We start from the raw sequence: 24,916 nt of genomic DNA, 5'->3' as shown, positions 1-24,916 counted from the left end.
CTCGCGACGCCGTCGCCGCGTTCGAGGGAGAGAGCACCAACGTGACCATCGCGCCCGCAGCCCCCGCCTCAGCAGGAACCATCCTGCTGCACACCCTGACGGAACTGACCGTCGACCTCCCCGACACCGACCCCGGCCGGGTCGCCGCTGCCGCCCTCCGCGGCCGCAACGCCGGATCGGACGAGGCCGAACTGCGGGCGCTGGCCACCGAGGCCGCCGCCGGACTGATCTCCGAGGACCCCCAGTACAGCCGGCTCGCGGCCCGGCTGCTGGCCCGCGCGGTCGCCGACGAGGCGGCGGGGCAGGGCGCCGTCTCCTTCTCCGCCTCCATCGCCGTCGGGCACCGCGAAGGCCTGATCGCCGACGCCACGGCCGAGTTCGTCATGCTGCACGCCGCCCGCCTGGACGCGATGATCGACGACACCGCCGACGACCGCCTCGAGTACTTCGGCCTGCGCACCCTGCACAGCCGCTACCTGCTCCGGCACCCGATCACCCGCCAGGTCATCGAGACCCCGCAGCACTTCCTGCTGCGCGTCGCCTGCGGTCTGGCCGCGGACCACTCGGTGCGCGCCCTCGTCGAGGTCGGCGAGCTCTACGCGCTGACCAGCACGCTCTCCTACCTCCCCAGCTCCCCCACGCTCTTCAACTCCGGTACCCGGCACCCGCAGATGTCGTCCTGCTACCTGCTGGACTCCCCGCTCGACGAGCTGGACTCCATCTACGACCGCTACCACCAGGTCGCCCGGCTGTCGAAGCACGCCGGCGGCATCGGCATCCCGTTCAGCCGGATCCGCTCCCGCGGCTCGCTGATCCGCGGCACCAACGGGCACTCCAACGGCATCGTCCCGTTCCTGCGCACCCTCGACGCGTCCGTCGCCGCCGTCAACCAGGGCGGCCGGCGCAAGGGCGCCGCCGCCGTCTACCTGGAGACGTGGCACGCCGACATCGAGGAGTTCCTGGAGCTGCGCGACAACACCGGTGAGGAGGCCAGGCGTACGCACAACCTGAACCTCGCGCACTGGATCCCCGACGAGTTCATGCGCCGGGTGGACGCGGACACCGACTGGTCGCTGTTCTCCCCCGCCGACGTACCCGAGCTCGTCGACCTGTGGGGCGGCGACTTCGACGAGGCCTACCGCAAGGCCGAGTCCGCCGGTCTGGCCATCAAGACCATCCCGGCCCGCCAGCTCTACGCCCGGATGATGCGCACCCTCGCGCAGACCGGCAACGGCTGGCTGAACTTCAAGGACTCCGCCAACCGCACCGCCAACCAGACGGCGCTGCCCGGCAACGTGGTCCACTCCTCGAACCTGTGCACGGAGATCCTGGAGGTCTCCGACGACGGCGAGACCGCCGTCTGCAACCTCGGCTCGGTGAACCTCTCCGCGCACCTGGGCACCGACGGCGAGATGGACTGGGAGAAGCTCGACGCCACCGTCCGCACCGCCGTCACCTTCCTCGACCGCGTGGTGGACATCAACTTCTACCCGACCGACCAGGCCGGCGCGTCGAACTCCCGCTGGCGGCCGGTCGGCCTGGGCCTGATGGGCCTGCAGGACGTCTTCTTCAAGCTGCGGCTGCCGTTCGACTGCGCCGAGGCGCGGACGCTGTCCACCCGCATCTCGGAGCGGATCATGCTCGCCGCTTACGAGGCGTCCGCCACCCTCGCCGAGCGGCACGGCCCGCACCCCGGCTGGGAGCAGACCCGTACCGCCCAGGGCGTGCTGCACCCCGACCACTACGACACCGCCGAGTCGCTCTGGCCGGAGCGCTGGGACGCGCTGCGCGCCCGGATCGCGAAGACCGGCATGCGCAACTCCCTGCTGCTGGCCATCGCGCCGACCGCGACGATCGCCTCGATCGCCGGTGTCTACGAGTGCATCGAGCCGCAGGTCTCCAACCTCTTCAAGCGCGAGACGCTGTCGGGTGAGTTCCTCCAGGTCAACTCCTACCTGGTGAACGAGCTCAAGGAGCTCGGCGTCTGGGACGCCCAGTCCCGCGAGGCGCTGCGCGAGTCCAACGGCTCCGTCGAGGGCTTCACCTGGATCCCGGCCGAGGTGCGCGCCCTGTACCGCACCGCCTGGGAGCTGCCGCAGCGCGCCCTGATCGACATGGCCGCGGCACGCACCCCGTACCTCGACCAGAGCCAGTCGCTGAACCTCTTCATGGCCTCGCCGACCATCGGCAAGCTCAGCTCGATGTACGCGTACGCCTGGAAGCAGGGCCTGAAGACCACGTACTACCTGCGGTCCCGGCCGGCCACCCGGATCGCCCGCGCCGCCGCGGCAGCACCGGCCGCCGCCGTGCCCGCGCCCATCCCCGTCCAGCAGACGACCGACGACGACGCCGTCGCCTGCTCCCTGGAAAACCCCGAGTCCTGCGAGGCCTGCCAGTAATGCCGACCACCACCAACACGACGACGCACGAGAAGCACCTCCTCGACCCGGGCTTCGAGCTGACCCTGCGTCCGATGCGCTACCCGGAGTTCTACGAGCGCTACCACAACGCGATCAAGAACACCTGGTCCGTCGAGGAGGTCGACCTCCACTCCGACGTCGCCGACCTCGCCAAGCTCTCCCCCGGCGAGCAGCACATGATCGGCCGCCTCGTCGCGTTCTTCGCGACCGGTGACTCGATCGTCTCCAACAACCTCGTGCTCACGCTCTACAAGCACATCAACTCGCCCGAGGCCCGGCTCTACCTGTCCCGTCAGCTCTTCGAGGAGGCCGTGCACGTCCAGTTCTATCTGACGCTGCTCGACACGTACCTCCCCGATCCGGACGACCGGGCCGCCGCGTTCGACGCGGTCGAGAGCATCCCGTCGATCCGCGAGAAGGCGCAGTTCTGCTTCAAGTGGATGGACTCCGTCGAGAAGATCGACCGGCTGGAGTCGAAGTCCGACCGGCGCCGCTTCCTGCTCAACCTCATCTGCTTCGCGGCCTGCATCGAGGGGCTGTTCTTCTACGGCGCCTTCGCCTACGTCTACTGGTTCCGCTCGCGGGGCCTGCTGCACGGACTGGCGACCGGCACCAACTGGGTCTTCCGGGACGAGACCGGCCACATGGACGCGGCGTTCGCGTTCGTCGACACCGTCCGGGAGGAAGAGCCGGACCTCTTCGACGCGGAACTCGACCAGCAGATCACCGACATGATCCGCGAGGCCGTCGAGGCGGAGCTCCAGTTCGGCCGCGACCTCTGCGGTGACGGCCTGCCCGGCATGAACACCGAGTCGATGCGCGAGTACCTCCAGTGCGTCGCCGACCAGCGCCTCGCCCGGCTCGGCATCAAGCCGGTCTACGGTTCGGAGAACCCGTTCTCCTTCATGGAGCTCCAGGGCGTCCAGGAACTGACCAACTTCTTCGAACGCCGCGCCTCCGCCTACCAGGTGGCGGTCGAGGGCACGGTCGGCTTCGACGACGACTTCTAGTCACCACGACGGCCGGCCACCACGGCCGGCAACGCGTAAGGGCCCCGCTCCATGAGCGGGGCCCTTACGCGTGGTGCTGCAGGCGACGGTCAGGCGTTGGGGACCGTGGCGAACTTGGGGGTGGCTTCTTCCATCTGGCGCAGCACGTCCTTGCGGTCGCGCTTGGAGAGCCGGTCGATGTACAGGTAGCCGTACAGGTGGTCGGTCTCGTGCTGGAGGCAGCGGGCGAAGTAGCCGGTGCCCTCCAGGGCGATGGGGTTGCCCTTGAGGTCCTGGCCGCGGACGATCGCGTAGTCCGGGCGGGCCAGTTCCATGTAGGCGCCGGGCACCGAGAGGCAGCCCTCGTTGGAGTCGTCGAGCACGCGCCGGTCGGCGGGGATCTCGTCCAGGACGGGGTTGCAGACGGCGCCGGTGTGGCGCACGCCGTCGTCGTCCGGGCAGTCGTAGACGAAGACCTTGAGGTCGACGCCGATCTGGTTGGCGGCGAGGCCGACGCCCTCGGCGGCCTTCTGGCTCGCGAACATGTCGTCCACGAGGGCGGCGAGCGCGTCGTCGAACTCCGTGACGTCGCGGCACTCCTTGTGGAGCACCGGATTGCCCACGACGGTGATCGGGCGGGCCGTCCCGCGCTCGCGGTACGCCAGCTCGCGCGCCTCGGCGTCCGTGGTGTCGTCGAAGAACTCCGACGCTTCACCGTGCTCGTGCGCGTGCCGGTCCTGCTGCTTCTCGGTTTCCTGCTGCGACATGTTCCGCCGTACGCCTTCCCAATTCCGTCATAGACCCGTCAAGCGTACGGGGCCGCGCAAGGTCAGCAGACCTCCTCCAGATCACGCCAGTCCCGGGTGTCCGGGCTGTCCGCGATCCAGCTGTCGAGAAGGCCTCGTACGAGGGCGGCGGGCGCCGCTATCCCGCACTCACGTTCGGGGACCCAGAGGGAGCCCGCGCTGTGGTGGCTGAGGTGGCCGGGGTGGCCGGGTTCACCGTGGTCATGGGGGTCGCGGGAGGTCGCGGAGCCGTCGTCGGTGGGCATCCGGCTCTCCGAGCAGGTACGGCAGAGCAGCCGCACGGAGGACGACCAGTCCTCGGCGGCGAAGCCGGCGTCGGCGGCCAGCCGCTCCAGGGCGTCCCGGTCGGCCGCGGTGGCGGCCTCCAGCAGGACCAGCCAGGTGGGCACCGGCGAGGGCGCCCACAGCTCGATCTCGTCGAACACCGGGTACACGGACTTCGCGGAGCCCTCCGCGGTGGCGCGCTCACCGTGCGGGACGCCGTCGTGCAGCACGACCTCGCCCCAGCGGCGGCCCGAGGACGGCAGCGGGATGCTCAGCACCTCGATCCTGGCCGGATCCAGCCGGCGGCCCCAGACGACCTCGGCCTCGCCCTCCGGCGACAGCCTTACGGCGGCGCTGCCCAGCGCCAGCCGGACCGCTTCCTCGGAGGCGCTCTCGGCGGAGCCGGACGGCAGCCGCAGCCCGTACGCCTGCCAGGAGCGGCGGGCCAGCGGCCAGTCCTGCAGGGCGGTGGCGGCGATGCCGAGGTTCCACCAGTCCGGGGCGCCGGAGTCGCGGTCCAGCAGGGCCACGGCACGCAGCCCGGCGGTGCGGGCCTGCTCCCAGTCGTGGCGGAACTTGTGCAGCAGCGCGAGGTTGTACCAGGACTCGGAGAGCCACGGTTCCATGTCGGCGGCGCGCGTCAGCAGCGCGCCCGCGTCCTCGTAGCGCCCGTCGCCGATGAGCGAGAAGGCGCGGTCGGTGGCCTGCCGCCACGTAGGGGAGGGCCGGTGCCGCACTCTGCCGAAGATCCTCACGATTCCCGCCTGCCTGCTCAGCCGATCACGGCCGGGACGTCGCCTTTCCGCACCACGTCCCCCTCGGACACTTTCAGCCCGGTGACGATTCCCGGCATCTCGGTGAGTACCGGGATTTCCTGCTCCACGGTCTCCAGCATGACGACGCTCCCGTCCCCCCGCAGGTTGTTCCCCCGCTCAGTGACAACCTTCCACATATCGGCCGGAGTCTCAGCCCGGATTCCGGTCCTCACCACTCCTCCTTGCCATCCCCAGCCGCATCCAACCATGCCGGTCGCGGGCGCCGCTCATTACCGTCCGGTTCCCCGCCGGCGGCCCGGGCCGCTCCGCCACGGGCGAGAACCCGGGTCAGCGCGTCCACGACGCCCGGATCGTAGTCCCGGGCGGTGGACAGCCGCAGCCGCTCCACGGCCGCCAGACGGCGGTCCAGGGCCGCCGTCCCGCCGGTCAGGTCCTCGTACGCGTTGACGGCGCGGACGATCCGGCCGGCAAGGGGCTGTTCGCGGTACGGGTCGGCCTGGCACTCGACGATCACCGCGACCTCGGCCGGAACGCCGGTCTGGCGGACCACGACACCTCCCAGCAGCGCGATACGGCGCCGCTCCTCGGGCTCCAGCGGCTCGGTGGCGCCGCCGGGGACGGGGTCGACCAGGGAGAGCTGGCCGATGTCGTGCATGAGGGCCGCGTACTCCAGGAGCAGCAGCTCACGCTGCGCCATCCCCAGTTCCCGGCCCACCTCCCGGCTGAGGGCGGTCACCCGGCGGGCGTGGCCCGTGGGCGTGTAGCCGGCGACCTCGGTGGCGCGTGCGAGGGAGGCGATCGTCTGCCGGTAGGTGGCCCGGATCGCGGCATGGCGGCGGAACGAGACCTGGGTGAGCAGCAGCGGAAGGCTGAAGACGGGCAGCGCCCACAGCCCGGCGACGCCGACCGCCAGGGCCATCACGACACCGCCGGCGCAGACGGCGGAGCCGATGGTGGGCAGGGCCCGCAGCTCGTCACGCAGGACGGGCGCGAAGGGGTGGCCGGTTCTGGCGGCGGCGAGGGTGGCGGCCAGCACCGCGTCGCACAGGGCGGTGAGCGCGAGCAGCGCGAACAGGAACAGCGCGTAGAGCGGACCGGGGTCGAAGAAGCGCTGCAGCAGGCCGGAGTTGTAGAGCGGCTGGAAACAGGTGGCGGCGAAGGCCACGGCGAGGACGCGGCGGGCTGCGTTGTCCAGGGAGCGCGGGTCCGCGGTGTCCTGGGTGCAGCGGGCCGCACGGACGGTGCGGGGGCCGGGCAGCGCGTTGGCCAGCCGGCCGAGTGCGGCGGCCACCACGACGACCGCGACGACCTGCAGGACTCCGTGCGAGGTCGGGACACCGTCCGCCTCGCCGAGCAGCGCGTACGCCAGCGCGCCCGCGGTGGCCAGCGGCGCCGCCTCGCGGTCACCGGGCAGCGGGATCCGGGCCGCCTCCCCCACCGCGATCAGCGCTCCGAAGGCGGTGGCCGTCGCGGGCTCGGCGACACCGGCCCACGCCGTCCAGCCGATCGCCACGGCGGTGAGCAGCGCGGTCGCCGCGTAGGCCGCTCCCACGACGAGCGGGGTACGCGGGCGGGCTCCGGCGCGGGCCGCGGCCCGGCCGGGCCGTCCGTGCCGGAGCCTGCGGCCGGGGGGCCATCGGGGTGGCCGGGCCGCGGGATCGTCACGGGGAGACGTCATGGCCGGCGGTCCGGAGCTGCGCCGGTGGCGGTGCGGCCGGCGGCGCGCGGCAGCGGGAGGGCGGGCTCGGCGGCGCCCGGCGTGGGCATGCCGGGTACGTCGGCCGTCGCGGTGGGGGTCCAGACGTGCCGGTCGAGGGCGTGGATGAGGCCGCTGACCATGGCCGGGTCGAACTGGGTCCCGGCGCAGCGGCGGAGTTCGGCCAGCGCCTCGTCGACGCCCCTGGCCCGGCGGTAGCTGCGGGTGGAGGTCATGGCGTCGAAGGCGTCGGCGACGGCCACGACGCGGGCGAACTCGGGGATCTGGTCGCCGGTCAGCCCGAACGGGTAGCCGCTGCCGTCGATCCGTTCGTGGTGGTGCAGGATCGCGGCGCGCGCCTCGCCGAGGAACGCGATGCCGCGCACCACCTCGTGGCCGTACTCCGGGTGCAGTTCGATCACCCGGCGCTCCTCGGGGGTGAGCGGACCGTCCTTGCGCAACAGCCGGGTGGGGACGCCGATCTTGCCGATGTCGTGCAGGATCCCGGCGAAGCGCAGCGCGTCGACCCGGTCCTCGGCCATACCGATCTCGCGGGCGATGAACACCGAGGCGCGGCCCACGCGTTCGCTGTGGCCGCGCGTGTAGCGGTCCTTGATCTCGACGGCCTGCACGAGGGCCCGGACGGTCGCCCGGTGCGCGGTGTGTTCGCGGTGGACCTGCGCGAAGACCCAGCAGGAGATGTGCATGGGGAGCAGCACCAGTACGGCGGCGAAGGCCCCGTACGAGCCGCGCCACAGCGCCGCCATCATCAGCCCGACCATCCCGTAGGTCAGGTGCGGTGCGATCGAGCCCAGCAGCGGGGTACCCCAGGCGGCGCGCGGCGGGCAGCGCTCGGCGGTGACGAGCACCCCGCCGACGAGGGTGGTGGCCACCACGCAGAAGGTGAGCGCGGCAGCGGCGGCCGGGAGCAGCAGGTAAGGGAAGTCGAGTTCGTCCAGGGCGCGTTCGCCGCCCAGCAGCCGCTGCGCGTGGCCGGCGGCGAAGGTGGCGACGGCGAGCTGGCCGGCGCGCCAGCAGCGCCGCAGCCAGCGCGGGCTCTGCCCGACCCGGCCGGCCAGCGATCCCGGCAGGGCGACGAGCGCGGCGGCGGACGGCGGCTGCATCAGCGCCGCGGCGAGCAGTACGGGGTAGAACGAGCCGATCCCGGCGGGCGCCTCACGTCCGGGGTCCCGGCCCGCGGCAGACAGGGTCCCGCGTCCCGGGGGCAGAAAGCCGATCTCGCAGACCGCGTACAGGACGGCGAGGACGGCGACCGTCGCCCAGGGCGTCCGGCCGTCCAACGCCGGGGCCGCGCATAAGCAGGCGGTGAGCAGCACCACGGCGATGTAGCCGCGGGCCGCCGGCGGCAGGGTCCGCAGACTCACCCGGATCCTCGACCGCAGGCCGTCCGCCCTGATCGCCGACCGCAGGCCGTCCGCCCGGATCCTCGAATCCAGCACCTTGCCTCCCAGTGCCTGCGACGGGCGCGGCCCGACCCCCGTTGAATCCTCGGAGGATAGGGCCGCGCCCGTCGGGCGGGAGACCGATATGCGGTTTGGGCGGAATGGGCCTGTCGTCAGTCACCCCTACGGGTGAGCTTCGGCTCCGCTCCCGGCGATGATCTCGGGTGCCTGTTCCGGCACCGGTGAGATCTCGCCGGAACGGATCAGCTCGATCCGCATCATGACCTTCGACCGGAGGTCGGTGGGAACGTCGTCATGGCCGCAGCAGCGCTTGACGAGCTTCTTCACCGCCTGCTCGAGGCCGTACTTCTCCAAGCACGGGTGGCACTCGTCGAAGTGCTCCCTGAACTTGGCGCAGGCGTCGTCGGACATCTCCTCGTCGAGGTACTCGTAGAGGTGGTCGAGTACCTCGGAGCAGTCCGTCTCATGTGCGTTGCCGCAGCTCATGTCCCTGAGCCCTTCTCGTCTCCCGCGCCGGCCGGGACGAGCCCGCGCTCACGGGCGTAGTCCTCGAGCATCGAGCGCAGCTGGCGCCGCCCGCGGTGCAGTCGGGACATCACCGTGCCGATGGGTGTCCCCATGATGTCCGCGATCTCCTTGTACGCAAAGCCCTCGACATCCGCGAGATAGACGGCGATACGGAATTCCTCGGGGATCGCCTGCAGCGCCGACTTCACATCGGAGTCGGGCAGGTGGTCGAGCGCCTGGGACTCGGCCGAACGCAGGCCGGTCGACATGTGCGACTCGGCGCGTGCGAGCTGCCAGTCCTCGATCTCCTCCGAGCCGCTGCGCAGCGGCTCGCGCTGCTTCTTGCGGTAGGAGTTGATGAAGCTGTTGGTGAGAATGCGGTAGAGCCACGCCTTGAGGTTCGTTCCCTCACGGAACTGGTGGAAGGACGCGTACGCCTTCGCGTACGTCTCCTGCACCAGGTCCTCGGCGTCCGCGGGGTTGCGGGTCATCCGCAGCGCGGCCGAGTACATCTGGTCGAGGAAGGTGAGGGCGTCACGCTCGAAGCGCTCATTGCGCTCCGCGGAGCTCTCCTGTGCTTCCTCGCCGGCCGTGCCCGCAGCACCCGCTGTGCTGTCGTTGGTGCCGGTGACCGGAACCACCTCCTCCAAAACGGTCACGGGCCCAAAACCGGACCCGCTCGGTTCGGAGGATATCCCGCTGGAGATCGGCGTGCCGGGCGTGCCGGTCCTGCCGCCTGTCGCAGGCCACTGGGCCCAGTCCAGGTAGGGCGCCTTCGCCTTCGCGTTTGCGCGTGGCTGGCATGCGGCTGAAACCATGCGGCTGCCTTCCTCACTCTGCGTTTTCGTACCGGTGATCCGGACAACGCACGGATCACGGCCGTCATTCCCGCCGTTCCCGCGCCCGTGTGCGAACGGACGTGTGTCCGAGTGCGGACAGCCAGTCACCGACACCGTCCGTGATCACGGAGAGTGCGTCCTCCTGGGAGAGGTCGGCCCTCTTCGGGACGGCGAAGCCGTGGTCGGCGTACGGCACCGCGACGATCTCCGTCCCGGCGGGGAACTCCTCCGGCGGCCCGAACGGATCCCGGCCGCCCTGCACCACCAGCGTCGGAACGCCGGAGCCCAGCAGCTCGGCGGCCCGGGACTTCTCCGGCCGGCCCGGCGGATGCAGCGGGAACGACAGGGCCAGCACGGCGGCAGCACCCAGCTCCACAGCCGTGCGGCAGGCGACCCGGGCCCCGGCGCTGCGGCCGCCCGCGATCACCGGCAGGCCGGGCTCCGCCAGGACGGGCCACAGCGCGCGCCAGCCCACGTCCAGGGTCTTCGGCGCGGGCGCCACCTTCCTGCCCGCCACCCGCCACGGCTGCTCGACCAGCGCCACGGTCACGCCCAGGGCGGGCAGCGCGGCCGCCAGCGCGACCAGGTCGCGGGCCTCGATGCCGCCCCCTGCCCCGTGTCCCAGCGCGAGGACCGCCCGCGCGTCGCGCCCGCCGTCATGCCACGTCACGCGGGCCTCGCCCGCCGGTGTGTCGATCACCCGCCCCATCCTGCCGGTCCCGGTCAGAAAAGGGTTTCCTCCGCGGGGGCGGCGAGCGCGTCGGTCAGCTGCGGCCCGTTGTTCCTGACGTTGCTCACGTCCGTGCCGACCGGATACAACCGCACCGTTCCGGCCGGCGGCGGCACGAGCAGGCCGCGCAGCTCGTCGGGATCGGTGGTGGCCGGATCCAGCCAGGCGTCCCAGCGGTCCGGGGCCAGCATCAGCGGCATCCGGGGGTGGACGGCGGCCAAGGAGGCCGGTCCCTCGCCGGCGAATCCGGCGGGCGGGGTCTGCTCCGCCTCCGTCGTGATGACGGTGCAGGTGGACCACCACGCCTGCGGGTGGTCGTCGGGCAGCGTCCGGTCCCGCCAGAACTCGTACAGCCCGGCCATCGCCATCACCGAGCCGTCCGCGGGGGTCACGAAGTACGGCTGCTTGCGCGCCCGCTTCTTCTTCCCCTGCTCCTCCAGCTGCCGCTCGTCCTTCGCGGTCACCCACTCGTAGTAGCCGTCGGCGGGTATGAGGCAGCGGCGGGCGCTGAAGGGGCGGCGGAAGGACGGCTTCTCGTGCACCGTCTCCGCCCGTGCGTTGATCATCTTCACGCCGACGTCGGGGGTCTTCGCCCATGACGGCACCAGCCCCCAGCGCAGCTTGCGCAGCTGCCGTACCGGCTCGGGGGTCTCCGCGCCCTTCAGCGGACGCTCCAGCACGACGCACACCGGATCCGTCGGCGCCACATTCCAGTTCGGCGCCAACTCCTCCTTCGGCTCCCGCTGTTGGACCTCGAAAAGAGCCGCCAGATCCTCGGGTTGCCGGCTCGCCGCATATCGACCACACATGAGTGCCAGACTGCCACGGCACTCCGACATGGCGCCGCACGTTGCAGGGGAACGATGGATATCAAGAGCTTCACGGAACTATGGGACCGCGTGGTCGGTACCCAGCCCGATCCGTCGGCCTGGCTGGTCGGCGGTACGGCGCTGATAGCGCTGGCCGCCGTGCTGCCGGACGGCATATGGCGGCTGAGCCGCAACGCGATCACCATCGCGCACGAGGGCGGCCACGGCCTGCTCGCGCTGCTCACCGGGCGCAGCCTGGAGGGCATCAGGCTGCACTCGGACACCTCGGGCCTCACCGTCTCGCGCGGCAAGCCCTCGGGGCTCGGCATGATCCTGACGGCCGCCGCCGGGTACACCGCGCCGCCGCTGCTGGGCCTGGCCGGGGCCGCGCTGCTGGCCGCCGGGCACATCACCGCGCTGCTGTGGGGGGCCACCGCGCTGCTGCTGGCGATGCTGATCATGATCCGCAACGCGTACGGGGCGCTCACGGTCGTGGTGACCGGTGCCGCGTTCCTGCTGGTCTCCTGGCTGACCGGACCGCAGGTGCAGGCGGCCTTCGCCTACCTCGTCGTCTGGTTCCTGCTGCTCGGCGGCTCGCGTCCGGTCTTCGAGCTGCAGCGCACCCGCAGACGCGAACGGTCGAACACCTCGGACGCGGACCAGCTGGGCCGGCTGACCCACACCCCGGTGGGCCTGTGGCTGCTGCTGTTCTACGCGACGGCCGTCTGCGCGCTCGTCGGTGGCGGGCGCTGGCTGCTCGGCCTGTGAGGCCGGTGGGCCCCACGGGGTCCTCGCCGGGCTCCGGAACGGCCCTCCGCGGCCTCCTGCCCGGCTCCCGCACTCCGGGCGGGGCCGCCGCCAGCCACTAGGCTTGGTGCCCATGACCGACAGTTCCCCGCACACCGCTCTCTGGCCCGCCCCCGTCGCCTCCGGCCCCGTCGACGCGACGGTCACTGTGCCCGGATCCAAATCGGTCACCAATCGCGCGCTGGTGCTCGCCGCGCACGCCTCCGAGCCCGGCTGGATCCGGCGCCCGCTGCGCAGCCGCGACACCGTGCTGATGGCGGACGCGCTGCGCGCCATGGGCGTGCAGATCGACGAGCAGGTGAACACGGGCGGCGGCGGTGAGGCCTGGCGGGTCATCCCGGCCGGGCTGCACGGCCCGGCGCGGATCGACGTCGGCAACGCCGGCACCGTCATGCGCTTCCTGCCGCCGGTCGCGGCGCTGGCCGACGGCCCGGTCCGCTTCGAGGGCGACCCCCGGGCGTACGAGCGGCCGCTGCAGGGCGTGATCGACGCGCTGCGCACGCTGGGCGCCCGGATCGACGACGAGGGACGCGGCGCGCTGCCGCTGACCGTGCAGGGCGCCGGCTCGCTGTCCGGCGGGCCGGTGGAGGTCGACGCCTCGTCGTCCTCGCAGTTCGTGAGCGCGCTGCTGCTCTCGGGACCGCGCTTCAACCAGGGTCTCGAGCTGCGGCACACCGGCCGCACGCTCCCCTCCCTCCCCCACATCCGCATGACGATCGACATGCTGCGGGTCGCGGGCGCCAAGGTGGACGCCCCGCAGGACGGCGGCGAGCCGAACGTCTGGCGGGTAGCACCGAGCGCGCTGCTCGGCCGGGACCTGACGGTGGAGCCGGACCTGTCGAACGCGGCGCCGTTCCTGGCTGCGGCGCTGGTCACCGGCGGCCGGGTCACCGTGCCGGACTGGCCCGAGCGGACCACCCAGCCGGGCGACGCCCTGCGGGAGATCTTCACCCGCATGGGCGGTGCGTGCGAGCTGACCGAGCAGGGGCTGACGTTCACCGGCACCGGCCGGATCCTGGGCATCACCGCGGACCTGCACGAGGTCGGCGAGCTGACGCCCGTCATCGCGGCGGTCGCCGCGCTGGCCGGGTCGGAGTCCGTGCTGTCCGGGGTCGCGCATCTGCGGCTGCACGAGACGGACCGCCTCGCGGCGCTCGTCACCGAGATCAACGGTCTGGGCGGCGACGCCACCGAGACCGAGGACGGACTGCGGATCCGGCCCCGCGCGCTGCGCGGCGGGGTCTTCCACACCTACGAGGACCACCGGCTGGCGACGGCGGCGGCCGTGCTCGGCCTGGCCGTGCCCGGCGTCCTGGTGGAGAACGTCGCCACCACCGCCAAGACGCTCCCGGAGTTCCCTGAACTGTGGACCGAGATGCTCGGGACCCCCGTCACGGCGGGGCGGGGCTGACCGCGCCATGCGTCGCTACGGCAAGAACCCCGACGAGGACGACATCCGGGTCCGCCCGAACACCAAGGGCAACCGTCCCCGCACCAACATCCGGCCGAAGCACGAGGACGCGGCCGAGGGCATGGTCCTCACCGTGGACCGCGGCCGGCTGCACGTCCTGATCGAGGACCGCACCATCGTCGCGATGAAGGCCCGCGAACTGGGCCGCAAGAGCGCCGTGGTGGGCGACCGCGTCGCGGTCGTCGGCGACCTGAGCGGCGGCAAGGACACCCTGGCGCGCATCGTGCGGGTCGAGCCGCGCAAGTCCGTGCTGCGGCGCACCGCCGACGACGACGATCCGTACGAGCGCGTGGTCGTCGCCAACGCCGACCAGCTCGCGATCGTCACCGCGCTGGCCGATCCCGAGCCGCGCCCCCGCATGATCGACCGCTGTCTGGTGGCGGCGTACGACGCGGGCCTGGAGCCGCTGCTCGTGCTGACCAAGTCCGATCTGGCGTCGGCGGACACGCTGCTGGAGACGTACGCGACGCTGGGCGTCTCCTATGTGGTCACCACCCGGGACGACTTCCTGACCGGCGGGGTGGACGCGGTCCGCGAGCGTCTCAAGGGCCGGATCACCGCGTTCGTCGGGCACAGCGGTGTCGGCAAGACCACCCTGGTGAACGCGCTCGTCGAGCGGCAGCGCGCCACCGGCATCGTCAACGCCGTCACCGGCCGCGGCCGGCACACCACCACGTCGGCGCTGGCCCTCCCGCTCCCCGGCGACGCCGACGGCTGGGTCGTGGACACCCCGGGCGTGCGCTCCTTCGGCCTGCACCACATCGATCCGTCGCGCGTCATCCTGGCCTTCCCCGAGCTGGTGGCCGGGACCGAGGAGTGCCCGCGCGGCTGCAGCCATGACGAACCCGAGTGCGCGCTGGACGCGTGGGTCGCCGCCGGTCACGCCGATCCGGCCCGGCTCGACTCGCTGCGCCGGCTGCTCGCGACCCGTGAACGCCGCGAGGGCGACTGATCCCTGGCGATCGTCCCCGGCGCTCTCGTTCGTCCGTTCGCCCGTTTGCCTCTTCACCCGAGGAACGTTGCCGCCATTTCGGGGCATGCTGTGTGATGATCCATCAGTCCGACAGCAGCGCCTCGGACGGCAGGCAGGGCGACGGAACGGGAGGCACCTCGATGGCATGGCTGCTCGTGGTGGTCGCAGGCATCCTGGAGACCGGCTTCGCGGTCTGTCTCAAGCTCTCCCACGGGTTCACCCGTCTGTGGCCGACGATCGCCTTCGCGGTCTTCGCCCTCGGGAGCTTCGGCCTGCTCACCCTGTCCCTGAAGAAGCTCGACGTCGGTCCCGCGTACGCGGTGTGGACGGGGATCGGCGCCTCGGGAACCGCCATCTACGGCATGGTCTTCCTCGGCGACATCGTCTCGACGCTCAAGATCGTCTCAATCTGCCTGGTCCTGGCGGGCGTTGTGGGTCTGCAGCTGTCGGGCTCCTCGCACTGACCGAAGGGGGCCGTCCGGCGGTGTCGCCGGACGGCCCCCTCACCTTCGTCGCGCGGACTCAGCGCGCGACCGCCTCCGAGGCGTTCCCGCCGGCCGGCTCCCCGGCCGAATCCCCGTCGTTCTCCGTGCCCTTGGCGGCCGGCGCGGACGCCGGCACCTGGCGGAGCAGGACCACCGCGAGGACCGCGGCCGTGAACGTGACGATCGCGGCGCCGAAGGCGGCGGCGTGGACGCCCGCCGTGAACGCTTCCCGTGCGGTGTCGAGCAGTTCGGTGCCGGTCCTGCCGGGGAGCTGCGCTGCCGCGGCGACCGCGCCGCCGAGGGTCTCGTGCGCCTCCGCCGGTGTACCGCTCATCCGGTCGTGGTAGACGGCCGTTCCGATGGTGCCCAGGATCGCCATGCCGAGCGCGCCGCCGAACTCGCTGCCGGTCTCGGACAGGGCGGAGGCGGAGCCGGCCCGCTCGGGCGGCGCCGCCGCCAGGATCAGGTCGGCGGTGAGGGTGCTGCCCATCAGCAGCCCGGCGGCGACCAGCGCGGCGCCGGTCAGGACGACCGCGATGCCGGAGTCCGTCCGGACCCGGGTGAGCACCAGGGCCCCGGCCGTCGTCAGCAGCAGCCCGGCGGCCAGCAGATAGGCGGGGCGCACCTTGTCGGCGAGGATGCCGGAGACCGTCATCGCGATCATGATGGCGGGCATGACGGCCATGGACCACAGCGCCGCGTGGAACGGGCTCTTGCCGAGGACGAGTTGCAGATACTGGTTGGTGTAGAGCGTGACGCCGATGAAGGCGAACATCGCCAGCACGTTGATCAGCAGGGACGCGCTGAACGTGCGCTGCCGGAACAGCTCGACGTCGATCAGCGGGTTGGCCGAGGTGCGCTGCCTGCGGACGAAGACCCAGGCCACCGCCAGCCCCACCACGACCGACAGGGCGGGCACCGGCCCGACTCCGTGCACGGCCATCTGCTTGATCCCGTAGATGACCGGGAGGGCGGCGGCGAGCGACAGGAACGCGCTGAGCACGTCGAACCGGCCGGCCCGGGGGGCGCGGTACTCGGGCAGCAGCGCCGGGGCGAGGACCAGCAGCAGCACCATGGCGGGCACGTTGATCAGGAACGCGGCGCCCCACCAGAAGTGCTCCAGGACGAAGCCGCCGACGATCGGCCCGACGGTGGCGCCGCCGACCATGGCGCCGGTCCAGATGGAGATCGCGGTCTTGCGCTGCCTGGCGTCGTGGAACATGTTGCGGATCAGCGCGAGCGTCGAGGGCATGAGGGTGGCGCCGCCGAGACCGAGCAGCGCGCGAGTGGCGATCAGCACCTCGGCGCTGCCGGAGTAGGCGGCGACGACGGAGGCGACGCCGAAGGCGGTGGCGCCGATGAGCAGCAGGCGGCGCCGGCCGATCCGGTCGCCGAGCGCCCCCATCGTGATCAGCATGCCGGCGAGGACGAAGCCGTACATGTCCATGATCCACAGCTGCTGGGTGCCGCTGGGTGCCAGGTCCTCACTGATGAACGGCAGCGCGAAGAACAGCACGCTGATGTCCATCGAGATGAGGAGCGTGGGCAGGAAGAGGACCGCGAGGCCCGTCCATTCCTTGCGGCCGGCCAAGGCCGTGCCGTTCGACGTACCGGTCCCCGTCATGTCGTGCTCCCTCTGGGTGGTGTGGGCCGGACGCTGCGGCGTCCTGGCTCACAGACTCCAAGGGGGCGCTGACCGTTCGCGCACCGATCGCTGACCGGTCCGCCCGCGGCTCACCAGCCGCGTGCCAGCAGCCCGCGGACCAGCCGCGCGACCTGCAGGCAGGCGTCCTCGTCGGAGGTCGAAGGGGCGACGACGTAGGCGAGCGTGAGCCGGACCGCGGCCTCGCACGCCCAGCCGATGTCGGCCAGATCCAGCTTCGGGTAGCCGTGTTCGAGCGCGCCGACCGCCCGGTTGCGGATCTCGGTGACGATTTCGGCGGGCGAGGGCGCGACCTCCGGCGCCGGAGGCGGGGTGTGCGACGCCGGGGCGTACGACGGCGAAGCGTGCGCGGCAGCGGTACGCGTCGGATGCGGCGAGCGCTGGAGCGGGATCCCGGCGACCGCCGCGGCCGGCAGCCGCTCGCTGCGGCAGCCCGTCAGAGTGGCGCGGACCAGTGGGCTGCGGCGCGCGCTGTGCAGCGTCCAGGCCGCGGCGGCGGCGAAGCAGTCGCCCGCGTCCGCGCCCTGCCGTTCCGCTTCCGCCAGGGCGTTCTCGACCCCGGCCAGAAACGTGTCGGCCTCGCGGCGCGCGAGCGCGCGGGCGAGGCCTTCCTTGCTGCTGAACTCGTTGTAGAGGGTCTGCCGGGACACCCCGGCCGACAGCGCCACATCGACCATCCGCACCGCCGCCCAGGGCCGGGCGCCCAGTGCGGCCAGAGCCGCGTCCAGTAATGATTCCCGCGCAGTAGGCATCATTGCCTCCAAGGGCCCGCATATGTCCCGGACAGCGGCCGTGGGCAAAGAATTGACGCGTCGCAGACCGCTGTCAAGGCTCCGCGCACCGTCCGCGTGACCTCGGCCGGTTGCGATCGCTACTGTTCGCCTTATGCCCGACTTCAACGACGACCTGCGCCTCGCCCACATCCTCGCGGATGCCGCCGACGCCACCACCATGGAGCGCTTCAAGGCTCTGGACCTCAAGGTCGAGACCAAGCCCGACATGACGCCGGTGAGCGAGGCCGACAAAGCGGCGGAGGAGCTGATCCGCAGCCAGTTGGGCCGCGCCCGGCCCCGGGACGCGGTGCTCGGCGAGGAGTACGGCAGCCACGGCAACGGCCCGCGCCGGTGGATCGTCGACCCGATCGACGGCACCAAGAACTACGTGCGCGGGGTACCCGTCTGGGCGACCCTCATCGCGCTGATGGTGCGCGGCGAGCAGGGTGACGAGGGTGTGGTGGGCGTGGTCTCCGCGCCGGCGCTCGGGCGGCGCTGGTGGGCCTCGAAGGGCGGCGGCGCGTACACCGGGCGCAGCCTGTCGGCCGCCACCCGGCTGCATGTGTCGAAGATCAACAAGCTGGAGGACGCGTCCTTCGCGTACTCCTCGCTCAGCGGCTGGGAGGAGCAGGGCCGGCTCGACGGCTTTCTGCACCTGTCCCGGAACTGCTGGCGCACCCGCGGCTACGGCGATTTCTGGCCGTACATGATGGTCGCCGAGGGCTCGGTCGACATCTGCGCCGAGCCGGAGCTGAGCCTGTGGGACATGGCGGCGCCCGCCGTCATCGTGCAGGAGGCCGGCGGCCGGTACACCAGCCTGGACGGCGAGCCCGGCCCGTTCGGCGGGAACGCGGCGGCCTCGAACGGGCTCCTCCACGAGGAGCTGCTGGGATACCTGGGGCGCACGGGCTGAACGAAACGGCGGCGCGCCTCCCCTTGCTGAGCCGGACAGAGCATGTGAACATGAGAATGCCCGAGCTTGTGAACTTGTGAACGCATTCTCTAGGGGTAGCCCATGCTCGTCCGAGACGCCATGAGCACCGTCGTCCTGACCATCGGACCCGCCCACACACTGCGCCAGGCCGCCCGCCTGATGGCCGTCCGACGCATCGGCGCGGCCGTCGTCCTCGACTCCGACACCTGGGGAGTCGGCATCCTCACCGAGCGCGACATCCTCAACGCCATCGGCGCCGGCCTGAACCCGGACGTCGAGACCGCCCACGACCACACCACCACCGACGTCGTCTTCGCGACGCCCGAGTGGACCCTGGAGGACGCCGCGTCCGCCATGGTGCACGGCGGTTTCCGGCATCTGATCGTGCTGGACGGCCGCGACCCCGTCGGGATCGTGTCGGTCCGCGACATCATCCGCTGCTGGGCCCCGGACCGGGCCACCGCCGGAGCGCAGAGCGCACTGGCCGGCTGACCCCCGCCCACGACCCGCGTTCACGGCCGCGCCGGCCGGGGACGGCGAAGAGGCCGGAGCCCCATGGCGTCCGGCCTCTTCGGTTTACGACCTGGGGAGCGATACGGAGCGGGCTCCCGACGCCCTGCGACTCCGCCTCCGGCGTTGTCGTCGGTCGACGACGCTCCGCGTCGCCTCCCTCCTCCACCTTGGACGCGAAGCCGCATGACGCCGCTCGCTAATCCACTCCGCCTCGCCCCCCAGGTCGTTACGACAAGCGTCCGGTCAGCCGCGGAGGGCCTGGACCGCGGCTTCCAGCCGCTTGCCGTAGTCGGGGTCCGCCTGGCGGAAGTTGTTCACCGCGCGCTCGGCGATGTCGTCGCGCGAGACCTTGGAGATGAACTGCGCCAGGTTGTCGACCAGGCGCTCCTTCTCGTCCTCGGACATGGCGCGGTAGAGGTTTCCGGCCTGCACGAAGTCGTCGTCCTCGGCGTGCGAGGGCGCCTCGGAGGTGCCGGTGGCACCGGAGACCGGGAGCGGCTGCCACAGCGGCTCGTTGGTCTGCTGCGGGCCGCCGAAGCTGTTCGGCTCGTAGTTCTTGGCGCCCTTGTGACGGCCGTCGTACAGGTAGCCGTCACGGCTGTTGGTGCGTGCCTCGGTGGCGTGCGGGCGGTTCACCGGCAGGTGGTCGGCGTTGATGCCGACGCGGTAGCGGTGGGCGTCGCCGTACGCGAACAGCCGGCCCTGGAGCATCTTGTCCGGGGACGGGCCGATACCGGGCACGAAGTGCGCCGGGGAGAAGATCGACTGCTCGACCTCGGCGAAGATGTTCTCCGGGTTGCGGTTGAGCTCCAGCTTGCCGATCTCGATCGGCGGGTAGTCCGCGTGCGGCCACACCTTGGTGAGGTCGAACGGGTTGAAGCGGTAGTTCGCCGCGTCGGCCGCCGACATGACCTGGATCTGCACCGTCCAGGACGGGAAGTCGCCGCGCTCTATCGACTCGCGCAGATCACGCTGGTGCGAGTCGGGGTCCATGCCCGAGAGCCGGTTCGCCTCGTCCGTGGTCAGGTTCTTGATGCCCTGGTCGGTCTTGAAGTGGTACTTGACCCAGAAGACCTCGCCCGCGGCGTTGTTCCACTGGTAGGTGTGCGAGCCGTAGCCGTTCATGTTGCGCAGCGTCGCCGGGATGCCGCGGTCGCCGAAGAGCCAGGTCACCTGGTGCGTCGACTCGGGGCTCAGGCCCCAGAAGTCCCATACGTTGTCCGCCTCCTGGGAGCCGGTGTACGGATCGCGCTTCTGGGTGTGGATGAAGTCGGGGAACTTGATGGCGTCCTTGATGAAGAACACGGGGGTGTTGTTCCCGACGAGGTCGTAGTTGCCGTCCTCGGTGTAGAACTTCAGCGCGAAACCGCGCGGGTCGCGCACCGCGTCCGCCGAGCCCAGGTTGCCCGCCACGGTGGAGAACCGCAGGAAGGTCTCGGTCTGCTTGCCGACCTCGGACAGGAACGCCGCCCGGGTCCACTCCGAGACGTCACACGTCAGCGTGAAGGTGCCGTAGGCGCCGGCGCCGCGGGCGTGCACGATGCGCTCCGGGATGCGCTCACGGTTGAAGTGCGCGAGCTTCTCCAGCAGCGACTGGTCCTGGATCAGCACCGGGCCGCCCGGACCTGCCGTCTGGCTGTTCTGGTTGTCCGCCACCGGTGCTCCGGCCTCGGTGGTCAGCGGGCCCGTTTCCTGAACCGTCACGTGCGTCTCCCTGGATCCTGATCGACCTGTCCCTCGGCTGTCGCCGGAATCGATCCTACGATAGACAGAGTCTAAGTCAAGAAGAGCACCATCCCCGGACTCATTCGGACCCCGGACCGAGCGCTGTTACGCTGCTGCGTATGAGTGACCTTCTGGAACGACTGCGCGAACGCGGCTGGCGGCTGACCGCCCAGCGGCGTGTCGTGGCCGAGGTCCTCGACGGCGACCACGTGCACCTGACCGCCGACGAGGTGCACGCCCGCGCCACATCCCGGTTGCCGGAGATCTCCCGGGCGACCGTCTACAACACCCTCGGTGAGATGGTGACCCTCGGTGAGGTCATCGAGGTCGCGACGGACGGCCGCGCCAAGCGGTACGACCCGAACGCGCACCACCCGCACCAGCACCTGATCTGCTCGCGCTGCGGCACGATCCGCGATGTCCACCCCGCCGGCGACCCGCTCGCGAGCCTCCCCGCGACCGAGCGCTTCGGCTTCACCATCGCCGACGTCGAGGTCACCTACCGCGGTCTGTGCCCCGACTGCTCCTGACGGGCGCGGCTCCCGCGTCCGGCGCCAGCCGCTCGGCCGCCCTGCGCACGGCCGGCTCGGTACGGGTCCTGCCCACCCAGACCGTTTCGGCGGGCACCTGCGCGGCCACCCGCGCCAGCGCCTCGAACACCTCCCTGGCCACCCCCGGATCGGGGTCGAGCACCAGTGGCGCCAGCAACCGCACCAGATCGTCCGCGGGCGCGAGCCGCCCCAGCGCCCGCACGGCACAGCGCCGTACCCGCGCCGGCCGGGCGACCGGCCCAGGCCCGGCTCCCGGCTCGGGTCCCGGCCCTGCTCCCGGCCCTGCTCCCGGCCCGGTGAAGCGCAACAGCACCGGTACGTCCGTCGCGTCGCCGCACTCCCCCAGGCCCGCCAGCAGACCGGCCACCAGCCCCGCCGGACCGCCGGGCCCGCACCGGCCGAGCTGTCTGCGGTAGACCCGGGCCGGCGGCTCACCGCGCCGGTACAGCTGCCACCGCGCCTGCGCCCGCACCATCCGGGCCGGATCGGCGAGCACGCTCACCAGGCGCGCGGCCGGCACGTCGACGGGCAGCGCCGCCACAGCGAGCTCCCGCACCGCCGCGCTGCGCGCCCACATCAGCCGTCCCGCCTGATCCGGATCGATCTCCAGCAGCCGTTCCGCGCACAGCCGCCGGCACACCTGGTCCCGGTCGCGCAGCGCGGTCCGCAGCAGGTCGCCGCGTACGTACTCCCCCAGTTCCAGGGCCAGTTCCATCCCGAAGCGGCGGGTCCGCGGATCACCGTCGGCGGCCAGCGCGCGGACCGCACGCCGGTACGCCGGCTCCGCGAGCACCGCGCGGTACCCGGCCGGCTGACCGCCCGCCCGGCGCCTGCCGCCCAGCCGCAGCAACAGCCGCAGGGCGGCGGCGACTTCGTCGGGCGCGGTCCGCGCGGGCAGCGCCGCCACGGCGCGCTCCCGTACGGCGGGCACCCAGTCGACCGTGCGCAGGGCCAGCGCCGCCGCGGCCAGCGGCCCGCCGACCCCGGTCAGCGCCTCCACCGCGGCCTGCCGGACGTGACCGTCGCGGTCCAGCGAGGCCAGCAGCAAGCGCAGCGGATCGGCGCCGCCAGGGCGGAGCGGCACCGACGGGGCGCCCCGGGCGCGGGCGCCGCGGTCCAGATGGGGCAGCAGCTCCGGAGGAGACCGCAGCAGCGCGTCGAGCGCCGCGGCACGGTCGTAGGGGAGGCCGCCGTCCACCGCGGCCCGCAGGGCGTCCAGCAGTGCCTCGACGGTCTCCGGCCGACCGGTCACGGCCGCCCGGCACAACCCGCTCCAGCGTTCCGCGTCGAGCACCGTGGCCGGCGCCGGCCCGTCACGCCGTCGCAGCACGGTCCGCCCAAACCGTCCGCGCAGCAACCCCGCCTCCTCGCACCGCGTAGAAGACCAGGATCGCGCCGGCAGGGAAGGCTTCCAAGGATGTTTGCGCGCTTTTGCCCGAACGATGTCCGAGGCACTACTCCGGGACGCTCCAGGGCCGCGTACCAGGGCTGCGTACCAGGACCGCGCAGCAAGGGGAACGACGAAGGCCCGGTTCCTGATTTCTCAGGAACCGGGCCTTGGTACTGAAGTAGCGGGGACAGGATTTGAACCTGCGACCTCTGGGTTATGAGCCCAGCGAGCTACCGAGCTGCTCCACCCCGCGCCGTTGTGTCCTCAATGTAGACCAGATGCGCTGAGCAGTGCAAATCAGTTCCCTTGCGGGCAAGGAGCGCGGGCAGCGACCGGGCCGGAGCCCGGCCGGGGCGGCCCTGCGACGCCGCGACCTACGCCGTGAGCTCGTGCTTCACGGCGTCGGTGAGCCGTGCGGCGCGCTCGGCGACCTCGGCAGGACCGCACTCGACCGCCCGCGCGCACCAGCCCTGGGCCTCGGCCAGCTCGCCGTGCCGGGCGGCGAGCAGCGCCATCCGCAGCGCCGCGCGGCCGTGGCCGGCGTCGGCGGCACGGGTCCACCACAGGGCGGCCTCGGGCTCGCTGCCCTCGCGGGCCAGCAGCAGTCCGAGGTTGAACGCGCCGTTGCGGCTGCCCGCCTCGGCGGCCTCGCGGTACCAGTGCGCCGCGTCCACCACGTCGCCGCGCTTGGCGGCGCACATGCCGAGCCGCACCTGGGCACGCCGGTGCCCCTGCCGGGCGGCGCGGCCGTACCACTCCTCGGCCTCCACCTCGGCCTCGTCGGTGTCCGCCCGGTCCAGCAGCGCGCCGAGCCGGAAGGCGGCCTCGGGGCTGCCGCCGCCCGCGGCGCACCGCAGATGGCGCTCGGCGCCGTGGCTGTCGCCCTCGCGCAGCAGCACGATGGCGACCTGGAGCGCGGCCTCGGTGTGGCCGGCCGCGGCGGCCCGCTCGTACCAGCCACGGGCGGCGGCCTCGTCGCCCCGGTTGGTGTGCAGGATGCCGAGGTTGAAGGCGGCGTCGACGCTGCCGGCCTCGGCCGCCTTGGAGAACCACGGTTCGGCGCCGGCCGCGTCTCCGCGCTGCAGCAGCAGGACGGCGAGCGCGTTGGCGGCCTCGCGGTGGCCGGCGTACGCGGCCTTGCGGTACCACTGCTCGGCCTGCGCGGTGCGGCCCTGGCCGGCGCAGAGCAGGCCGAGGTTGAACGCCCCGTTGATGTCGCCCGCCGCCAGGGCGCTGCGGTACCAGCGCTCGGCGGTCTGCGTCTCGCCCTCCTCGGCGTGCAGCGCTCCGAGCGCGTTGGCGGCGTTGCCGTCGCCCGCCTGGGCGGCGCGCCGCCACCAGGTGGCCGCGGAGTCCACATCGCCGGCGTCGCGCAGCAGGAAGGCGAGCGCGCAGGCGGCGCGCGCCTCACCGTCGCGGGCCGCGGTCAGGTACCAGTGGCCGGCTTCCTTGGTCTCGCCGCGCTCCTCCAGGAGCGTGCCGAGGCGCAGCGCGGCGCGGCGGTGCCGGCGCGCGGCTGCCTGCCGGTACCACTGCTCGGCCTCGCGCTCCTCGCCGCGCTCGGCGCAGATCCGCGCGATGCGGTACGAGGCCTCGCGGTGGCCGTGCTCGGCGGCGACCCGGAACCAGCGCTCGGCGCCGACGTCCCGCCGGTGGTCGAGCAGATCGGCCAGGGCGTACGCGCCCAGCGTGTGGCCCGACTCGGCTGCCTGGCGCAGCCAGTACTCGGCACCGGGCTCGTCGCCGCGCTCGCGGTAGTGCCGGCCCAGCGCGTGCGCGGCCGGGGCGGAACCCGCGACGGCGGCGATCCGCCACCAGTTGGCCGCCTCCTCCGGGTAGCCGCGCTGATGCAGCAGCAGGGCAAGGTTGTTGGCGGCCGCGCGGTCGCCGTTCGCGGTCGCGGCACGCAGATACGGCTCGGCCCCGTCCAGGTCGCCGCGGCGCAGCAGCAGGGTGCCCAGCGCGCTCATGGCGGCGGGGTCGCCGTGGTCGGCGGCCCGGCGGTGCCGGACCTCGATCTCGGCCTCCTCGCGGACCGCGAGGCTTTCCTCGTCGGCGAGTTCGGCGGCCTCGGAGGCCTCGGGCAGGTCGGAGAGCTCGGTCCTGTCGGTCCTGGCAACGGGAAGCGAATCGGCGGCGCGCGGCGCCGGCAGGAGACTGGTGACAGCCGGCACGAGCCTGGAAGCAGACGTCGACGTGTCACCCGTCGACCCTCGATCATGGATCTGACGAGTATTCAGCAGTCTTGCACCATCCCCCATAAGGTCCATCGTCGCACCACCCGTTACCGCCGTACACCTGGTATACCGCAACCCAATAGGTCACTTCAGCGTTTTGTCGACTTCCCGACTTGACGCCTTACCAAACGCAA

The 24,916-nt window shown here is 72.3% G+C and carries 23 protein-coding genes and 1 tRNA gene; 9 read left to right on the top strand and 15 right to left on the bottom strand.

The window, feature by feature from the left end:
- The first annotated feature begins 41 nt into the window (after positions 1–41).
- The gene (locus O3W51_RS06100; RefSeq protein ID WP_244809401.1) at positions 42–2,399 is read left to right on the top strand and encodes a ribonucleoside-diphosphate reductase subunit alpha; all 2,358 of its coding nucleotides are present in this window, start codon (positions 42–44) and stop codon (positions 2,397–2,399) included.
- Complete coding sequence (locus O3W51_RS06095) at positions 2,399–3,430, top strand: ribonucleotide-diphosphate reductase subunit beta (RefSeq protein WP_138350923.1); 1,032 nt, start codon at positions 2,399–2,401, stop codon at positions 3,428–3,430. Before O3W51_RS06100 ends, O3W51_RS06095 begins: the two co-directional genes overlap by 1 nt.
- Before the next feature lie 89 nt (positions 3,431–3,519).
- Here the strand turns inward: O3W51_RS06095 and def are convergent, their stop codons facing one another.
- The 9 genes from def to O3W51_RS06050 all read right to left on the bottom strand — a co-directional run bounded on the left by def (position 3,520) and on the right by O3W51_RS06050 (position 11,260).
- On the bottom strand, positions 3,520–4,176 hold the full coding sequence (gene def / locus O3W51_RS06090; protein WP_198356993.1) for a peptide deformylase: 657 nt from the start codon (positions 4,174–4,176) through the stop codon (positions 3,520–3,522).
- Positions 4,177–4,238: 62 nt separating this feature from the next.
- The gene (locus tag O3W51_RS06085; protein WP_138350925.1) at positions 4,239–5,234 is read right to left on the bottom strand and encodes a tetratricopeptide repeat protein; all 996 of its coding nucleotides are present in this window, start codon (positions 5,232–5,234) and stop codon (positions 4,239–4,241) included.
- Between the two features lie 17 nt (positions 5,235–5,251).
- Positions 5,252–5,374 carry a biotin/lipoyl-binding protein gene (locus O3W51_RS06080; protein ID WP_269284347.1) on the bottom strand — a complete coding sequence of 41 codons (123 nt, stop codon included), beginning with the start codon at positions 5,372–5,374 and terminating at the stop codon, positions 5,252–5,254.
- A gap of 89 nt (positions 5,375–5,463) precedes the next feature.
- On the bottom strand, positions 5,464–6,933 hold the full coding sequence (locus O3W51_RS06075; protein WP_138350927.1) for an HD domain-containing protein: 1,470 nt from the start codon (positions 6,931–6,933) through the stop codon (positions 5,464–5,466).
- A complete protein-coding gene (locus O3W51_RS06070) occupies positions 6,930–8,330 on the bottom strand; it encodes an HD-GYP domain-containing protein (RefSeq protein ID WP_269284510.1) in 1,401 nt (466 codons plus the stop codon). The genes O3W51_RS06075 and O3W51_RS06070 overlap by 4 nt, the downstream gene beginning before the upstream one ends.
- Before the next feature lie 207 nt (positions 8,331–8,537).
- Positions 8,538–8,861 (bottom strand): mycothiol system anti-sigma-R factor, encoded by a 324-nt coding sequence (gene rsrA / locus O3W51_RS06065; protein WP_138350928.1) that lies wholly within the window; start codon positions 8,859–8,861, stop codon positions 8,538–8,540.
- Positions 8,858–9,523 carry a sigma-70 family RNA polymerase sigma factor gene (locus tag O3W51_RS06060; RefSeq protein ID WP_187145327.1) on the bottom strand — a complete coding sequence of 222 codons (666 nt, stop codon included), beginning with the start codon at positions 9,521–9,523 and terminating at the stop codon, positions 8,858–8,860. Before O3W51_RS06060 ends, rsrA begins: the two co-directional genes overlap by 4 nt.
- A 241-nt stretch (positions 9,524–9,764) precedes the next feature.
- Entirely contained in the window at positions 9,765–10,430 is a 666-nt protein-coding gene (locus O3W51_RS06055; RefSeq protein ID WP_138350930.1) for an alpha/beta hydrolase family protein, read from the bottom strand.
- Positions 10,431–10,444: 14 nt separating this feature from the next.
- Positions 10,445–11,260, bottom strand: a complete 816-nt coding sequence (locus tag O3W51_RS06050; RefSeq protein WP_138350931.1) for an SOS response-associated peptidase — start codon at positions 11,258–11,260, stop codon at positions 10,445–10,447.
- 54 nt (positions 11,261–11,314) lie between these two features.
- Between O3W51_RS06050 and O3W51_RS06045 the strand changes: the two genes are divergently transcribed.
- From O3W51_RS06045 to O3W51_RS06030, 4 genes are all read left to right on the top strand, one after another.
- Positions 11,315–12,028: a M50 family metallopeptidase gene (locus tag O3W51_RS06045; protein WP_138350932.1), complete on the top strand. Its 714-nt coding sequence runs from the start codon at positions 11,315–11,317 to the stop codon at positions 12,026–12,028.
- Positions 12,029–12,140: 112 nt separating this feature from the next.
- Complete coding sequence (aroA, locus tag O3W51_RS06040; protein WP_138350933.1) at positions 12,141–13,478, top strand: 3-phosphoshikimate 1-carboxyvinyltransferase; 1,338 nt, start codon at positions 12,141–12,143, stop codon at positions 13,476–13,478.
- Positions 13,479–13,485: 7 nt separating this feature from the next.
- A complete protein-coding gene (rsgA, locus tag O3W51_RS06035) occupies positions 13,486–14,490 on the top strand; it encodes a ribosome small subunit-dependent GTPase A (RefSeq protein ID WP_138350934.1) in 1,005 nt (334 codons plus the stop codon).
- Between the two features lie 161 nt (positions 14,491–14,651).
- Positions 14,652–14,975, top strand: a complete 324-nt coding sequence (locus O3W51_RS06030; RefSeq protein ID WP_138351078.1) for a DMT family transporter — start codon at positions 14,652–14,654, stop codon at positions 14,973–14,975.
- 58 nt (positions 14,976–15,033) lie between these two features.
- Here the strand turns inward: O3W51_RS06030 and O3W51_RS06025 are convergent, their stop codons facing one another.
- Complete coding sequence (locus O3W51_RS06025; RefSeq protein ID WP_269284332.1) at positions 15,034–16,620, bottom strand: MFS transporter; 1,587 nt, start codon at positions 16,618–16,620, stop codon at positions 15,034–15,036.
- 110 nt (positions 16,621–16,730) lie between these two features.
- On the bottom strand, positions 16,731–17,411 hold the full coding sequence (locus O3W51_RS06020) for a TetR/AcrR family transcriptional regulator (protein ID WP_138350936.1): 681 nt from the start codon (positions 17,409–17,411) through the stop codon (positions 16,731–16,733).
- Positions 17,412–17,544: 133 nt separating this feature from the next.
- Here O3W51_RS06020 and hisN point away from each other — a divergent pair, with 133 nt between their 5' ends.
- The gene (gene hisN / locus O3W51_RS06015) at positions 17,545–18,345 is read left to right on the top strand and encodes a histidinol-phosphatase (protein ID WP_138350937.1); all 801 of its coding nucleotides are present in this window, start codon (positions 17,545–17,547) and stop codon (positions 18,343–18,345) included.
- Positions 18,346–18,447: 102 nt separating this feature from the next.
- Entirely contained in the window at positions 18,448–18,858 is a 411-nt protein-coding gene (locus O3W51_RS06010; RefSeq protein ID WP_138350938.1) for a CBS domain-containing protein, read from the top strand.
- A 264-nt stretch (positions 18,859–19,122) separates the two neighbouring features.
- Here O3W51_RS06010 and O3W51_RS06005 read toward each other — a convergent pair whose 3' ends face one another.
- Entirely contained in the window at positions 19,123–20,583 is a 1,461-nt protein-coding gene (locus O3W51_RS06005; protein WP_269284326.1) for a catalase, read from the bottom strand.
- 140 nt (positions 20,584–20,723) lie between these two features.
- Here O3W51_RS06005 and O3W51_RS06000 point away from each other — a divergent pair, with 140 nt between their 5' ends.
- Entirely contained in the window at positions 20,724–21,134 is a 411-nt protein-coding gene (locus tag O3W51_RS06000; protein ID WP_138350940.1) for a Fur family transcriptional regulator, read from the top strand.
- Here the strand turns inward: O3W51_RS06000 and O3W51_RS05995 are convergent.
- The 3 genes from O3W51_RS05995 to O3W51_RS05985 all read right to left on the bottom strand — a co-directional run bounded on the left by O3W51_RS05995 (position 21,100) and on the right by O3W51_RS05985 (position 24,815).
- Positions 21,100–22,512: a hypothetical protein gene (locus O3W51_RS05995; protein ID WP_269284323.1), complete on the bottom strand. Its 1,413-nt coding sequence runs from the start codon at positions 22,510–22,512 to the stop codon at positions 21,100–21,102. The two genes, O3W51_RS06000 and O3W51_RS05995, sit on opposite strands and share 35 nt — an antisense overlap.
- Positions 22,513–22,724: 212 nt before the next feature.
- Positions 22,725–22,798: transfer RNA gene (locus tag O3W51_RS05990), tRNA-Met, on the bottom strand.
- A 121-nt stretch (positions 22,799–22,919) separates the two neighbouring features.
- Positions 22,920–24,815, bottom strand: coding sequence for a tetratricopeptide repeat protein (locus tag O3W51_RS05985; RefSeq protein ID WP_138350942.1), 1,896 nt, complete (start codon positions 24,813–24,815; stop codon positions 22,920–22,922).
- Positions 24,816–24,916 lie beyond the last annotated feature (101 nt).

Source organism: Streptomyces sp. H39-C1 (assembly GCF_027158125.1).
Taxonomy (GTDB): Bacteria; Actinomycetota; Actinomycetes; order Streptomycetales; family Streptomycetaceae; genus Actinacidiphila; species Actinacidiphila fildesensis.
The sequence above is the reverse complement of the archived record's forward strand: the minus strand, read 5'-3'. Positions and strand labels throughout refer to the sequence as shown.